This window comes from Burkholderia sp. WTPI3 (assembly GCF_021483755.1).
GTDB lineage: Bacteria > Pseudomonadota > Gammaproteobacteria > Burkholderiales > Burkholderiaceae > Burkholderia.
Genome location: NZ_JAGIXF010000013.1, coordinates 102,824 through 116,438, shown reverse-complemented (window position 1 = coordinate 116,438; position 13,615 = coordinate 102,824). Strand labels below are relative to the sequence as shown.

The following is a 13,615-nucleotide window of genomic DNA, read 5'->3' as shown; positions in this document are numbered from 1 at the left end:
CGCCGCAGCCGCTGCCGCCTGCTCGACCAGCGCTGCGTTCTGCTGCGACACCTGATCCATCTGCGACACCGCGCGGTTCACCTGTTCGATCCCGTCGCGCTGCTCGTTCGACGCGGCGGCGATCTCGGTCATGATGCCCGTCACGCGGCCGATCGCCTGCTGGATGTCCTGCATCGTGTCACCGGCCACGCCGACGAGCCGCGAGCCCATCGCCACGCGCTCCACCGATTCGCCGATCAGCGTGCGGATTTCCTTCGCCGCGGATGCCGAACGCTGCGCAAGCGTGCGCACCTCGCCCGCGACCACCGCGAAGCCGCGGCCCTGCTCGCCCGCACGCGCGGCTTCAACCGCCGCATTCAGCGCGAGGATATTGGTCTGGAATGCGATGCCCTCGATCGTGCCGATGATGTCGGCAACCTTCTGCGAACTCCGGTCGATCTCGTTCATCGTGCCGATCACTTCGCCGACGACCGTCGCGCCGCGCGTCGCGATCTCGCTCGCGTCGTCCGCGCAGGCCTGCGCTTCGACCGCATGATCGGCGTTCTGCTTCACGGTCGCCGTCAGTTGCTCCATGCTCGCGGCCGTTTCCTGCAGTGCCGCGGCCTGTTCCTCGGTGCGCTGCGACAGATCGGTGTTGCCCGCCGCGATCTGATGCGTCGCGGTCGAAATGGCCTCGGAGCCCTGGGTCACCTGACGCACGGTATCGGCGAGGCTGCGCTGCATGCCGGTCACGCCCCTGACCAGCTCGGCCATTTCGTCGCGCGACGACCAGCGCACTTCCGACGTCAGATCGCCTTCCGACAGGCGGCGGAAATGCGACAGCAGCCGGTTCACCGGCTGCGTTATCGCGAAGTGCAGGCCGACCGCGCAACCCAGGCACGCGGCAAGGCCGAACGCGATGCCGGCGATCGCACCCGCGCGCATCCAGCCGTAATACATCTGCGCGGTGTCGTAGACCTCCTTGCCGCGCTCGGCCTGATACGCATCGAGCGCGTCGGTTGCCTGCGTAAGCGCGACCGACAGCGACGGCGCGACCGTCATCAACAAGCGGTCTGCCTCGTCACGCCGCCCGTCGCGGATCGCGTCGATCAGCGGCTTCAACGCCTGCCCGATCAGCGCCTGGCGCGCGGTATCGAGCCGGCCGGCAAGCGCCCCCTCGTCGCCCTCGTGCGGCAGCGCCGCGTATGTGCGCCACGCGGCGTCGGCCTTCCCGAGATAGCTCTCGGCCTTCTTGACGAGATCGGGCACTTCCGGCGCGTCCGGATGCAGCAGCACGCGATCGAGCGTCGTACGCACGATCGTCAGGTTCAGGCTCGCGGCCGACAGCGCGGTCTTCGCGGCCAGTTGCTGCGTATAGGCCTTGTCGAGCGCGCGGTTCGAACTCTGCATGCCGACGAGGCCGATCAGCCCCGACACGACGAGCAGCACGGCGACGAGACCGAGCGTGGAGAAAATCCGCGTACGGATGGAGAAACGGGAAAACAGGGCGTTCAGGTTCATGACGGCACGTGAGCGATAAAAAAGAGGGCGGCAATCGGTCCGCGGCACTCTGGATTACGGTTTGCCTGCAAAAAACTTGAGTCCGCTCCCCTCTCCTCGTGATCCCGATCAAATTTCCTCGCGGCAACCTTCTGTTACCGATGCAACAAATTAAGCTCCGGCAGAAATTGACCAGTCAATGATTTCTCTCTATATTTCGGTCAATTACCTGCCATGGCAGATATTTCGATGAGAACCAATACCCTTGTTGCTCCGCCGGCCGCCGAAGCGGCCCGCCACGACGCGCCGACCGGGCTGATCATCGCCGCGCTGCTGCTCGTGATGCTGCTGTCCGCGCTCGACCAGACGATCGTGTCGACCGCGCTGCCGACGATCGTCGGCGAGCTCGGCGGCCTCGATCAGTTGTCGTGGGTCGTCACCGCCTACCTGCTTGCGTCGACGATCGTGCTGCCGCTGTACGGCAAGCTCGGCGACCTGTACGGCCGCAAGATCGTCTTGCAGGCCGCCATCGTCCTGTTTCTCGCGGGCTCCGCGCTGTGCGGCATCGCGCAGGACATGACGCAGCTGATCGTGCTGCGCGCGCTGCAGGGGCTCGGCGGCGGCGGGCTGATGGTGGTCACGATGGCCGCGATCGGCGACCTGGTGCCGCCCGATCGCCGCGCGCGCTATCAGGGGATGTTCGGCGGCGTGTACGGCCTTGCTACGATCATCGGGCCGCTGCTCGGCGGCTTCCTGGTCGAACACCTGTCGTGGCGCTGGATCTTCACGATCAATCTGCCGCTCGGCTTTCTCGCGCTCGCGGTGATCGGCATCGCATTCCGGCCGCACACGGCGCACGTGAAGCACCGGATCGACTACATGGGCGCCGCGTTCCTCGCCACCGCGCTCACCTGCGTGATCCTGTTCACGAGCGAAGGCGGTTCGCTGCTGCCGTGGTCGTCTCCGCAACTGTGGATGACGCTGGTGCTCGGCCTGGTCGCGGTCGGCGGCTTCATCTATGAGGAACGCCTCGCGGCCGAGCCGATCATGCCGCTCGATCTGTTCCGTCAGCGCACATTCGTGCTGATGGGCCTGATCGGTTTCGTGGTCGGCATCGCGCTGTTCGGCTCGGTCACGTTCATTCCGCTGTATCTGCAGGTCGTGAAGGGCTCGACGCCGTCGCAGGCCGGGATGCAACTGCTACCGATGATGGGCGGGATGCTCGCGATGTCGGTGATCAGCGGCCGGCTGATCTCGCGGCTCGGCACGTATCGCCCGTTTCCGATCGCGGGGACGCTGCTCGGCGGCGTCGCGATGGCGCTGCTGTCGACGCTGTCGCTCGATACGCCGCTGCACACGATGTACGCATACATGGCGCTGCTCGGAATCGGGCTCGGCATGGTGATGCCGGTGCTGACGCTCGCCGTGCAGAACACGGTCGAATTCCGCCACATGGGCGTCGCGACGTCGGGCGTCACGCTGTTCCGCTCGATCGGCGGCTCGATCGGCGTCGCCGCATTCGGCGCGCTGTTCTCGCACGGGCTCGAGTCGCGGGTGATGCAGGCGCTGCCGGCCGGCACGGAGCTGCCGCCCGCGCTCGGCCCGGCCGCCGTGCACCAGTTGCCGGATGCCGTGCGCGATGCGTACCTGCAGGCGTTCGCCGGGTCGCTGCACGTGGTGTATCTCGCGGCGGCAGCCGTGATAGCGATCGCGTTCGTGCTCGCGTGGTTCGTCGAAAGCGCGCCGCTGCGCACGCATCATTGATGCGGCGTGGAGGCTGCGTCGCCGCGGCCTCCATCGAAACCGCGACGCGCGGCGCCCGCCGCGCCACCCGCCGTCACGGCACCAGCACCACCGCCCCCGTCGTCTCGCGCGACGCCAGCATCCGATGCGCATCGGCTGCCTGCTCCAACGGCAGCCGCACGCCGATCTCCACGTGCATCCCGCCCGCGAGCCGTTCGAGCGTCGCGCGTGCCGCTTCCCGATACCCCGCAACGTCGCGCGCGATGAAGCCGAGCACGCTCGGCCGCGCGAGCGCGATCGAGCGGGCCGGACCGAGTTCGTCGAGATCGATCGTCTGCCGCGCGCCGATCGCGGCAACCTGCCCGATGCTCGCGACCATTCCGAATGGCCGCACCGCGCCAAGCGTGCGCGTCAGCACATCGCCGCCAATCCCGTCGATCGCATAGTCGACGCCCGCGCCGCCGCCGAACGCGCGCGCCGCCGCGACGAAATCCTCCTCGCGATAGTCGATCACCGCGTCGGCGCCATGCGCGCGCACCAGCGCCGCCTTCGCGGCCGAACCGACCGTGCCGATCACCCGTGCGCCAAGCGAGCGCACCCACTGCGTCGCCAGCAACCCGACGCCGCCGGCCGCCGCATGCACGAGCACGGTATCGCCGGCGCCGACCTGCCGCACACGGTGCAGCAGCATGTAGACGGTGATCCCTTTCAGCAGCGCGGCGGCGGCCGCGTCGTCGCTCACGCCGTCGGGCACGGCTACCGCGCGTTCGGCAGGCAGCGTGCGCACGCTCGCGTAGCTGCCGGTCGGCAATCCCGCATACGCGACCCGCTGCCCCGCAACGAGGTCCGTCACGCCGGGCCCGACCGCGTCGACCACGCCGGCCGCTTCGACACCGAGCGCATCCGGCAGCGCCGGCAGTGGGTGCGCGCCCTCCCGGAAATAGATGTCGACGAAATTCACGCCGACGGCGGTCTGGCGAATCCGGACCTCGCCGGCGCCCGGCAACCCCACGGGTGCATCGACGCGGCGCAGGACGCCGGCATCGCCATAGCGGTCGATCCCGATCCGGGTGGCAGTAACAGTCTGGGTCATGACGTTCCTCGCAATCGAATGAAGTGACACGATCATCCCATCGTGCATAATCGATCGGAATTCCCGTTTCACGCCCATCTACCGTGCAAAATTCGACCGATCCAGATCCCGTTGCGGCATCTCCATTGCCGATGAGCTGGGACGACTTGCGCTATTTCCTCGCGGTGATGCGCGGCGGCAGCCTGTCAGCCGCCGCGCGGGCGCTGCAGGTCCAGCACTCGACGGTCGCCCGGCGCATCGACGCGCTGGAGTCCGCGCTCGACATCCGGCTGTTCGACCGATTGCCGCGCGGCTGGCCGCCGACCGACGAAGGACTGCATCTCGCCGAGCATGCCGCGCGCGTCGAAACCGACGTGCATGCGTTCGCGCGCGCCGCGCAGGGCGCGGCGACGCTCGACGGCGTCGTGCGCGTGTCGGCGTCGCCGGTGTTCGCGAGTCACTTCCTCGCACCGCGGCTCGCCCGTGCGCAGCGTGCATGGCCGGCGCTGCGGATCGACCTGATGGGCGAGATGCACGCGGCGAACCTGTACGCGCGCGAAGCGGACCTCGCGGTGCGCCTGTCGCGGCCAAGCGAGCCAGGGCTGGCCGCTCGCCGGCTCGGCACGATGCGCTTCGCGCTGTGTGCATCGCCTGAATGGGCAGCCGCACCGCCCGACACATGGGCGTTTCTCGGCTACGACGATGCGCTCGCGCAAATGCCGCAGCAGCAGTGGCTCGAACGCTTCGCGGCTGGCCGCCGATTCGCGTTCATCGCGAACGATCTGGCCGCGTTGCATCGCGCGTGCATGGCCGGCGCGGGCATCGCGTTGCTGCCGCGGTTTCTCGTCGACGATCCGCCGATGCAGACCGCAGCGGATGCGGATACGAACATGGGCGCACCGGCCGCCCCCGCTGCGTCAGCGTCGGTGCCCGCTCCGCTCGTCGAGCTGACCGTCGCGCCGCGCTGTGACGTCGAGCGCGAGATCTGGCTGGTCGTCCACCCGGACGTACGCCGGTCGCCGCGCGTGCAACGCGTCGCCGACGCGATCGCGGATGCGGTTCGCACGGCGGACGGCCATTTGTAACCTGCAGGCGGCCCGCCACCTTTACCGCTCGGCCCGGCGACCGGCATAGTAGCGGTTTCGTCCGCCCGCTCCGTCACCATGTCCGCCACCATGTCCGCCGCCCCTGCTCCCGCCTGCGTCGTCCGCGACGCGACCGATGCCGATCTCGACACCATTCACGCGATCTACGCGCACCACGTACGCCACAGCGTCGCGTCGTTCGAGGAGATCCCGCCCGGCGTCGACGAATTGCGCGCACGCCGCGACGCGGTGCTGCGTCACGGGCTGCCGTATCTCGTCGCCGAATGCGACGGCCGCGTGGCCGGCTACGCGTATGCGACGCCGTACCGCCCGCGCAGCGCATACCGTTACACGATCGAGGATTCGATCTACATCGACGATACGATGCGCGGGCGCGGCGTCGGCCGCGCGCTGCTCGCGGCGCTGATCGCGCGTTGCGAGGCCGGCCCGTGGCGGCAGATGATCGCGGTGATCGCCGACGGCGGCACCGGCGGCTCGACGTCGCTGCACCGCGCGTTCGGTTTCGAGCCGGCAGGCGTGCTGAAGGCGGTCGGTTTCAAGCACGGCCGCTGGATCGATTCCGCGCTGATGCAGCGCACGCTCGGCGACGGCTCGCGGTCGCTCCCCGCCTCGCCCGAGCCTGTCGCGTCGCGCTAGAATGGGCCGCATGTCAAAACAGACTCCAACCCATACCGACGAGGCCGCTGCGGATGCCCGCAACGAGTACACGGTCGACGAGCTCGCGCGCGTGTCCGACACGACCGTGCGCAACGTCCGTGCCTACCAGGATCGCGGGCTGCTCGCGCCGCCGGAAAAGCGCGGGCGCGTCGGCATCTACGACGACACGCACGTCGCTCGGCTGAAGCTGATCAACCATCTGCTCGCGCGCGGCTACACGCTGTCGAACATCCAGGATCTGATCATGGCGATCGACGAGGGTCACGACCTGCGTTCGATCCTCGGCCTGGAAAACGCGATCGGCGGCCGCTGGTCGCACGAGTTGCCGAAAACCTATTCGCTCGCCGCGCTCGCGCAGATGTTCGGCCCGCAGACGGCATCGCAACTGTCGCGCGTGACCGAGCTCGGGCTGCTCGAACGCCGCGGCCTGTCGTTCGTCGCGAAGAGCCCCGCGCTGCTCGAAGCGGCGGCCGCGATGACGAAGGAAGGCATCCCGCCACGCGAACTGCTCGACGTGATCAGCCTCGCGCGGCCGCACTTCGACGCGATCGCGCGCCTGCTCGTCGATCTCGTCGTGAAGCGGCTCGACCGCTATGACGAAGGCACGCTGCCGCCGGTCAATGACGTGCCCGCACTCGTCGATGCGATCTGGCGGCTGCGCCCGCTCGCGGCCGTGTTCGTCGAAGGCGAGACGAACCGTGCGCTCGAAACTGCGGCAAGCGCTTATCTCGGTGGCCGTGTCGCGACGATTCTCGACAAGAAGCTGAGCGACGAGGCCGCGCGACAGTCCGGCACGCCTTCGCCGAAAGACGGCGAAGGCTGAACGCGGGCAGGCCACACCGCGTTCGCGAGCGCCGCGAAGTCAAGCACGCGCAGCGCTCGGGGAAACAGCCGGCGGCATGCCATGCCCGCCGGCTGTTTCATTTTTCGATCCCGCCGCGCACTAGAAGGGTTCGCCGGTTTTCACCCGCCCGTTGTTCCGGATAATGGCCTGCAGCCGCGCCCGCGACGGCGCATCCGTCCACCGCAGACAACAACAAACCGGAGACACCCGCCTTGATCGCCACGCTTCCCGCCACCTATCGCCGGCTCTGGCCGCTCGCCGTCGCCGCCGCGTTGCTGTACGGACTGTCGCTCGCGGCCGCCCCCTATCCCGGCCAGGCGGCCGCGAAGGCGGCAATGGGCATCCTGCTGCTCGCGGCCGGCGGCACCTGCGCCGCACCGCGCGAACGCACGTGGCTGTGCGCGGCGCTCGCGACGGCCGTGCTCGGCGACGTGCTGCTCGCGCTGCCCGACTGGCCGCTGTCGTTCGTGCTCGGTCTCGGCGCCTTCCTGCTCACGCATCTGTGCTACTGCGCGATCTTCCTGCGCTGGCGCGCGCGGCCGCACGGCTGGCGCGTCGTCGCGCTGATCGCGCTGTGGATCGCCGCGCCGGCGTTCTACGCCGCGTTCCTGCCGCACCTGGGCGAACTGCTCGCGCCGGTCGCCGTCTACATGCTCGTGCTGTGCGCGATGGCAAGCTTCGCGTTCGCGGCCCGCACGCGCGGCCCGCTGGTCGCTGTCGGCAGCCTGATCTTCGTCGGTTCCGACACGCTGATCGGCGTCGGCCGCTTCCTCGGCGGCTTTCCCGGCATCGACTACCTGGTCTGGGGGCTCTACGCGCTCGCGCAGGTCACGATCGTGGCAGGGGTTTTCCATGAGACGGCCGCCCGCTCGATCCGTCCCTGATTGTGTTTCAAACAGGCCGCCGCATGCAGGCGGCCTCGTCCACTTCGTCACACGCCCTGCCGACGGCCATTTCCGCGCATCCCGCGATGCGGAAACCGAACCGTTCCAAACCCCGCTCAGCTTTTTCCCGCGCGGCTTCCGGCCCTTAGAGCGCCGCTTCTAGCCTCTTGCGGTTTCCAGGCTCACCCACTATCGTTACATCAAACAATGTAACATTCAGAAATGAGCCAAATCGGAGACACCCGGATGAATGCTCGCACGTTGCCTTTCGGCCCGCCCGGCCATGACGGCCCGGACGAAACCACCGACATCGCCATCATCGGCACCGGCTTCGCCGGTCTCGGAATGGCCATTCGCCTGCGGCAAACAGGCGTCACCGACTTTGTCGTCCTCGAAAAGGCGGCGTCGGTCGGCGGCACCTGGCGCGACAATCATTACCCCGGGTGTGCATGCGACGTGCAATCGCACGTCTATTCGTTCTCGTTCGCGCCGAACCCGCGCTGGACGCGCATGTTCGCGCCGCAGCCGGAAATCCGCGCGTATCTGGAAGACTGCGTGCAGCGCTTCGGCGTCGGCCCGCACCTGCGCCTGAATCACGAGCTGCAGCGCGCCGAATACGACGAAGCCGCGCAGCGCTGGCGCCTCACGTTCGCGAACGGCAAGCGGCTGTCGGCGCGCGTGCTGGTGTCGGGGATGGGCGGCCTGTCGCGCGCCGCGCTGCCGGCGATTCCCGGCGTCGAAACCTTCCAGGGCCGCGCGTTCCATTCGCAGCAGTGGGATCACGACTACGCGCTCGAAGGCAAGCGCGTCGCGGTGATCGGCACCGGCGCGAGCGCGATCCAGTTCGTGCCGCAGATCGCGCCGCGCGTGAAGGAGCTCGCGCTGTTCCAGCGCACGCCGCCGTGGATCATGCCGAAACCCGACCGCAACCTGAGCGCCTTCGAGAAGTGGCTGTTCCGTACGCTGCCGTTCACGCAGAAGGCCGTGCGCAGCGGCATCTACTGGATGCTCGAATCGCGCGTGCTCGGCTTCGCGATCCATCCGGGGCTGATGAAGAACGTGCAGAAGCTCGCGCTGCGCCACATCCGCAAGCAGATTCCCGATCCGGAGCTGCGCCAGGCCGTCACGCCGGACTACACGCTCGGCTGCAAGCGCGTGCTGATCTCGAACGACTACTACCCGGCGCTGTCGCGCAAGAACGTCGACGTGATCACGACCGGCATCGACCACATCGAAGCCGATGCGGTCGTGACGACCGACGGCAAGCGCCATGAAGTCGACTGCCTGATCTACGGCACGGGCTTCCAGGTCGCCGACCCGTACCCGCGCGGCGCGATCATCGGCCGCGGCGGCCTCGACATCGTCGATGCGTGGCGCGACGGCGCGCACGCGTATCTCGGCACGACGCTGCCGGGCTACCCGAACTTCTTCATGATCGTCGGCCCGAACACGGGCCTCGGCCACAACTCGATGGTGTTCATGATCGAGTCGCAGATCGAATACATCCTCGGCGCGCTGCAGGCGATGCGCCGCGAGCGCGCGGATGCGATCGAGGTGCGCCCGCTCGTCGAGGCGCAGTTCAACAGCGATCTGCAAGGCAAGCTGAAGAAGGCGATCTGGTCGACCGGCGGCTGCAAGAGCTGGTATCTCGATCCGCGCACCGGCAAGAACACGACGCTGTGGCCCGGCTTCACCTGGCGCTTCCGCCAGGCGACAGCGCACTTCTCGATCGCCGATTACCACGCGTATCGCGCGCCGCAAAACGACACGAGCGCGCGGCCCGTCGCCACGCCCGCCGCTTCCGCTTCCATCGAAGCGGCCTGAGTCAGACAAGGAGCCACCGACATGAGAGATTTCGCCAACAAGGTCGCTGCGATCACGGGCGCGGGCTCGGGCATGGGCCGCTCGCTCGCGGTCCAGCTCGCGCAGGCCGGCTGCCACGTGTCGCTCGCCGACAAGAACGGCGTAGGCCTCGCCGAAACCGAGCGGATCGTCCGCGCGATCGCACCGAAGGTGCGCGTCTCGACGCGCGTGCTCGACGTCGGCGACCGCGACGCGATGTTCGCGTGGGCCGACGAAACCGCGAAGGAACACGGCAAGGTCAACCTCGTGTTCAACAACGCGGGCGTCGCGCTGTCGAGCACGATCGACGGCATGGAATACAGCGATCTCGAGTGGATCATGAACATCAACTTCTGGGGCGTCGTGCACGGCACGAAAGCATTCCTGCCGCACCTGAAGGCGACCGGCGACGGCCACGTGATCAACACGTCGAGCATCTTCGGGATCTTCGCGCAGCCGGGGATGAGCGGCTACAACGCGACCAAGTACGCGGTGCGCGGCTTCACCGAATCGCTGCGCCAGGAGCTCGACATGCAGCGCTGCGGCGTGTCGGCCACCTGCGTGCATCCGGGCGGCATCCGCACCAACATCGCGCAGTCGAGCCGCATCGCGAAGAACATGATCGGCTTCATGATCGAGAGCGAGCAGCAAGGCAAGGACGACTTCGAAAAGTTCTTCATCACGACGCCGGACGACGCGGCGCGCACGATCCTCGCCGGCGTGCGCAGGAACAAGCGCCGCGTGCTGATCGGCCGCGACGCGAAGGCCGCCGACTGGATGGTGCGCGTGCTGCCGGCCGCGTATCAGGCGCTCGTCGTGCTGAAGTCGCGCCGCGAAGCCGCGAAGGCCCGCCGCGCGGCCGCCCGCTACGGCGTGCCGGCGGCCGCCCCGCTTCACGCCACCTACAACAACGCAGGCAATCAGGGAGGAGAACAATCATGACGACACCGCACATGATGCCCGTGCGACGCGACATCCGGTTCGCGCTGCCGCCCGAACACGCAAAGGACTGGCACGTCCAGGGCGTGCCGGTCACGCACTTCATGAACGCGCTGTCGCTGCTGTTCCCGGCCGGCGAGCGCTTCTTCATGGACTCGGTGCGCAACTATCGCGACGGCATCGAGGATCCGGAACTGAAGAAGCAGGTGCTCGGCTTCATCGGTCAGGAAGCGATGCACACGCGCGAGCACATCGAGTACAACGACCTGCTGCAATCGTCCGGCCTGCCCGCGCACAAACTCGACAAGCGGCTGTGGACGATCCTCGGCTTCTTCAAGAAGGTGCTGCCGCACTCGATGCAGCTCGCGATCACGATCGCGCTCGAGCACTACACCGCGATTCTCGCGAACCAGCTGCTGTCGGGCCACGAGCACCGGATCGACGGGTCGGTCGAAGGCTATCAGCAGATGTGGATGTGGCACGCGATGGAGGAAACCGAGCACAAGGCGGTGTCGTATGACGTATGGAACGCCGTGATGAAGCCGGGCATCGGCAGCTACCTGCTGCGCACCACCACGATGCTGCTGACCACCGTGATGTTCTGGACGATCGTGTTCGACTTCCACGTGCGCCTGATGCTGTCGCATCGTCGCAGGCACGGCAGGTTCGGCGGCATGTGGCGTCTCGTGAAGTACCTGTACAGCCCGAAGACCGGCGTGTTCCCGAGCATCGCGGGCGAATGGCTCGACTATTTCCGTCCGGGCTTCCATCCGTGGGACCACGACAACCACCAGTATCTGCAGGGCCTCGACACGCTGCTCGCGAACATCGATGCAACCAATGCGCGCTATGCGGCGCAGGCCGCACCGCGTCGCGTGCCGCTGCATCCGGTTCCGCAGGCATGACGCCGTGGCGCGCGCACACGAGATGCTGACCGTCCGCTCGGGCGACGTGAAACTCGCCGTCTACGTCAGCGGCCCGCGTCGCGCGCCGCCGCTGATCCTGGTGCACGGCTACCCCGATTCGGCGGCCGTGTGGGCGCCGATCCGCGCACGGCTCGCGAAGCGCTATCGCGTGATCGCGTACGACGTGCGCGGCGCCGGTGCGTCCGATGCGCCGCGCCGCCGGGCGGACTACGCGCTCGCCCGGCTCGCGGACGACCTGCGAGCCGTCGCCGACGCGACCTGCGGCGGCCGGCCGTTCCATCTGGTCGGCCACGACTGGGGCTCGATCCAGTGCTGGGAGGCCGTGACCGACCCGGCGTTTCGCGGCCGGATCGCGTCGTACACGTCGATCTCCGGCCCGTGCCTCGATCACGTGTTCCGCGCGAAGATGCGGCTCAAGCAGAGTCTGAAATCGTGGTACATCGCGTTCTTTCATCTGCCGGTCGTGCCGTCGCTGGTCTGGCGGCTCGGCGGCGCCGCGCTGTGGCCGCGCTGGCTGCAGCTCACCGAACGCGTGCGGCCCGAGCGCGATCCTTCACAGCTGAAAAATGCGCTGAACGGGCTGAAACTCTATCGCGCGAACTTCCTCGCGCGGGCAAGCAAGCCGCGCGAACGGCATGCGCAAGCGCCCGTGCAGATTCTCGTGCCGGTGCGCGATCGCTATGTGACACCGGAGATGTCGCTCGATCTCGATCGCTGGCTCGGTGAGCATGTGCGCGAGGAAATCGACGGTGCGCACTGGATCGTGCTGCGCAATCCCGATCTGATCGCGTCGCGGATCGATCGGTTCGCGGCGGCGCAGGAAAGGCCGGCGGCCGCGACGACAGCGGCCGCGACGGTTCAGCGCACCGTCGGCAGGCGCTTGAACAGCGTTTCGTAGTCGATCACGAGCCCGTCGGCGTCGATGTCCATTTCCGCGGTGAAATCCCGGAAGATCCCTTCATAGCGATAGCGCCGGCCGGGCTCGATGCACGCATAGGCCTGCTTGACCGGCTTCACGGCCAGGTCCGGCGTCGAGATGTATGCGACGTCGATCGGCCGCCGCTCGCCGCGCGCGAGGCCGAGGCGGCCGATCGGCAGCGAATTCGTGAACGGCGTGGCCGCGATGTCGATGTCGACGCAGCCGTCCAGTTCCGGCAGCGCACGGCCTGCGCCGTCGCGCCAGCGCCCCGCCCCGTCGCCGCGCAGTTCGAGCGTGCCGCCGCCCATCACCCTGAGCACCGCGTAAGTCACCCGCCACCGCGGATCGCACTCGACCCGGTACGCCAGCCCGTACGCGCGGCCGTACCGCTGGCCGACCACCGCGCTTTCGACGACGATGCCGCCGTCGCTCCGCTCGAACGTCAGGTGTTCGATCCCGTCGCCCTCGAGCGACGCCCAGCGCACTTCCCGCATCGTTCCGTCTCCTGGTTACCGCACGTCCGGGCATCGTCACACAAATCCTGGCTATCCGGAATGCCACCGTCGACGAGTCCAGCACGCGTCATTTGTGTTCGACATCGATGTCCGGCCCCTCAAACGCCGGTCGGATAGGCTCCGTGCCAGCGGCTCGGCGCCTCGCGTCGCTGCCTCGAATTCGCCAGGCCCCGCCAGCATCGGCGTCACATCCTCGAACGCCGGGGCAATGTAATGCACGATGTTTTCGCGCATCGTAGCCTGCCCCACGAAGACAGGTGAACGCCGCACCCCAAGCCAAACGCATCGTGGCCCAGAATGCCTGGCTTGCAGCGTATGCAGGCTTGACGCGCTTAGTGGAGCGTCAATACGGCCGCGGTATTGCGCGATGACGTACGCAAACCACTGGATGCGGTCCGCCTGATCCACCTCTTTCTCGATGAGAAAGCTGGCACGCGACTCCTTGAAGGTCAGCCAACTGGCTGTCCGCATCAGGATGTATGACCCGAAGGCGCGATCCGACTCGCTCAATGCCGCGCTCAAATCAAAGTCCGGTCCAACGACGGCAAACAGGCGGGCAAAAAACTCGAAGTGAAGCTCTTCATACTTCAGTCCGAACTCAAAATGCCCCACTTCAGGGCGCCCGCCGCAAATCCCGACTATCCAGAATTCCCTATTCCGGTGCATGGGATTGTGTCCTATGCTCGCGG

13 protein-coding genes are annotated in these 13,615 nt (G+C 67.7%); 9 read left to right on the top strand and 4 right to left on the bottom strand.

Annotation, left to right across the window (positions count from 1 at the left end; genetic code table 11):
• Window positions 1–1,500 (bottom strand): methyl-accepting chemotaxis protein (locus J7024_RS09915; RefSeq protein WP_234745011.1); only part of this gene is annotated, 1,500 nt, incomplete at its 3' end.
• Window positions 1,501–1,728: 228 nt separating this feature from the next.
• Between J7024_RS09915 and J7024_RS09910 the strand changes: the two genes are divergently transcribed.
• Complete coding sequence (locus tag J7024_RS09910) at window positions 1,729–3,243, top strand: MDR family MFS transporter (protein ID WP_175750409.1); 1,515 nt, start codon at window positions 1,729–1,731, stop codon at window positions 3,241–3,243.
• Window positions 3,244–3,316: 73 nt separating this feature from the next.
• Here the strand turns inward: J7024_RS09910 and J7024_RS09905 are convergent, their stop codons facing one another.
• Window positions 3,317–4,315, bottom strand: coding sequence for a quinone oxidoreductase family protein (locus J7024_RS09905; RefSeq protein WP_124828331.1), 999 nt, complete (start codon window positions 4,313–4,315; stop codon window positions 3,317–3,319).
• Window positions 4,316–4,446: 131 nt separating this feature from the next.
• Here J7024_RS09905 and J7024_RS09900 point away from each other — a divergent pair, with 131 nt between their 5' ends.
• The 8 genes from J7024_RS09900 to J7024_RS09865 all read left to right on the top strand — a co-directional run bounded on the left by J7024_RS09900 (window position 4,447) and on the right by J7024_RS09865 (window position 12,390).
• The gene (locus J7024_RS09900) at window positions 4,447–5,379 is read left to right on the top strand and encodes a LysR family transcriptional regulator (protein WP_175750408.1); all 933 of its coding nucleotides are present in this window, start codon (window positions 4,447–4,449) and stop codon (window positions 5,377–5,379) included.
• A 90-nt stretch (window positions 5,380–5,469) separates the two neighbouring features.
• Window positions 5,470–6,036: a GNAT family N-acetyltransferase gene (locus tag J7024_RS09895; protein WP_124828420.1), complete on the top strand. Its 567-nt coding sequence runs from the start codon at window positions 5,470–5,472 to the stop codon at window positions 6,034–6,036.
• Between the two features lie 10 nt (window positions 6,037–6,046).
• Window positions 6,047–6,880, top strand: coding sequence for a MerR family transcriptional regulator (locus tag J7024_RS09890; protein ID WP_124828333.1), 834 nt, complete (start codon window positions 6,047–6,049; stop codon window positions 6,878–6,880).
• Window positions 6,881–7,113: 233 nt separating this feature from the next.
• Entirely contained in the window at window positions 7,114–7,785 is a 672-nt protein-coding gene (locus tag J7024_RS09885) for a lysoplasmalogenase (protein WP_124828334.1), read from the top strand.
• 246 nt (window positions 7,786–8,031) lie between these two features.
• Complete coding sequence (locus J7024_RS09880; RefSeq protein WP_124828335.1) at window positions 8,032–9,609, top strand: flavin-containing monooxygenase; 1,578 nt, start codon at window positions 8,032–8,034, stop codon at window positions 9,607–9,609.
• Between the two features lie 21 nt (window positions 9,610–9,630).
• Entirely contained in the window at window positions 9,631–10,569 is a 939-nt protein-coding gene (locus J7024_RS09875) for an SDR family NAD(P)-dependent oxidoreductase (protein ID WP_175750407.1), read from the top strand.
• Window positions 10,566–11,471, top strand: coding sequence for a metal-dependent hydrolase (locus tag J7024_RS09870; RefSeq protein WP_175750406.1), 906 nt, complete (start codon window positions 10,566–10,568; stop codon window positions 11,469–11,471). The genes J7024_RS09875 and J7024_RS09870 overlap by 4 nt, the downstream gene beginning before the upstream one ends.
• 4 nt (window positions 11,472–11,475) lie before the next feature.
• Window positions 11,476–12,390, top strand: coding sequence for an alpha/beta fold hydrolase (locus J7024_RS09865; protein ID WP_175750405.1), 915 nt, complete (start codon window positions 11,476–11,478; stop codon window positions 12,388–12,390).
• Here the strand turns inward: J7024_RS09865 and J7024_RS09860 are convergent.
• A complete protein-coding gene (locus J7024_RS09860) occupies window positions 12,351–12,905 on the bottom strand; it encodes a putative glycolipid-binding domain-containing protein (RefSeq protein WP_124828339.1) in 555 nt (184 codons plus the stop codon). The two genes, J7024_RS09865 and J7024_RS09860, sit on opposite strands and share 40 nt — an antisense overlap.
• Before the next feature lie 51 nt (window positions 12,906–12,956).
• Window positions 12,957–13,592 (bottom strand): hypothetical protein, encoded by a 636-nt coding sequence (locus tag J7024_RS09855; RefSeq protein ID WP_199568859.1) that lies wholly within the window; start codon window positions 13,590–13,592, stop codon window positions 12,957–12,959.
• Window positions 13,593–13,615 lie beyond the last annotated feature (23 nt).